The sequence below is a fragment of the Chrysanthemum yellows phytoplasma genome (assembly GCF_000803325.1).
GTDB classification, from domain to species: Bacteria; Bacillota_I; Bacilli_A; order Acholeplasmatales; family Acholeplasmataceae; genus Phytoplasma; species Phytoplasma asteris.
The window spans coordinates 1-890 of the sequence record NZ_JSWH01000125.1 but is presented as its reverse complement, the minus strand read 5'-3'; the positions used below and the strand labels follow the sequence as shown (position 1 = coordinate 890).

Sequence of the window (890 nt, the reverse complement as noted above, 5' to 3'; positions counted from 1 at the left end):
ATAAAGTTAATTATTATTTTTAAATGTTTCCTTATTTTCCTTATAACTTATTTAATTTCTAAACTTTTTATAATCTCAGTAATTGCTACATATTCCAAGCAAGAAGGGAGTTTTATTGTGAAATGGGCTACTAAACCAAGTGATAAACAAACTTTGGGCGAAGAAATTGCCAATGCAATTTCCCATGGTTTAATGATTCCTTTAGGAGTTTTTATTCTTGTTTGTTTTTGTCTTAAAGCCTCTGTAATGTCAAATCCTAACGGTTATATTGTACTTGTTTTTAGCATATCGATGATTATTCTTTATTTGATGAGTACTTTGTATCATTCTTTATCCTTTACCAAAGCTCATAATTTTTTTCAAAAGACCGATCACATTAGTATTTATTTATTAATTTGGGGAACTTTTGCCCCTATTTTGTTACTTTTGCCAGAATTGCAAAAACCCTTATTTCCTCAATCAAATGTGCCAATTTCCAAAGGACAATGCTTTTTTGTTTGCCAATGTATTTTGGCTTTTTCAGGTATTATATGTAAAGTTTTTTGGATGAATAAAGGAAAAATCATTCATTTAATCTTTTATGTTTTGCTTGGATGGAGTGGGCTTTTGTTAGTGCCTGCAATGTGGAAAGCCAATATTTTTCATTTTGTTTTACTGGGAGGTGTTTTTTACAGTTTAGGCATCTATTTTTATGTTAAAGATAATAAAAAATATTTTCATTTTATTTGGCATCTTTTTGTTATGGCAGGAACTTGTTTTCATGCTTGGGGCATATATCGTTTGCTTGAAATTTTGCCAAACAATTAATAACAAATTGAAAAATTTCCAACAATAAAAAGAAATCAAACTTGCAAACAAATAATTACAAACCCAAAAATAATTCCACTCAT

General features: G+C 28.7%; 1 protein-coding gene. It reads left to right on the top strand.

The features are described 5' to 3' along the window. Positions 1-117 precede the first annotated feature (117 nt). Positions 118-807, top strand: a complete 690-nt coding sequence (gene trhA, locus OL66_RS02515; protein WP_034172327.1) for a PAQR family membrane homeostasis protein TrhA — start codon at positions 118-120, stop codon at positions 805-807. The last annotated feature ends 83 nt before the right edge of the window (positions 808-890 follow it).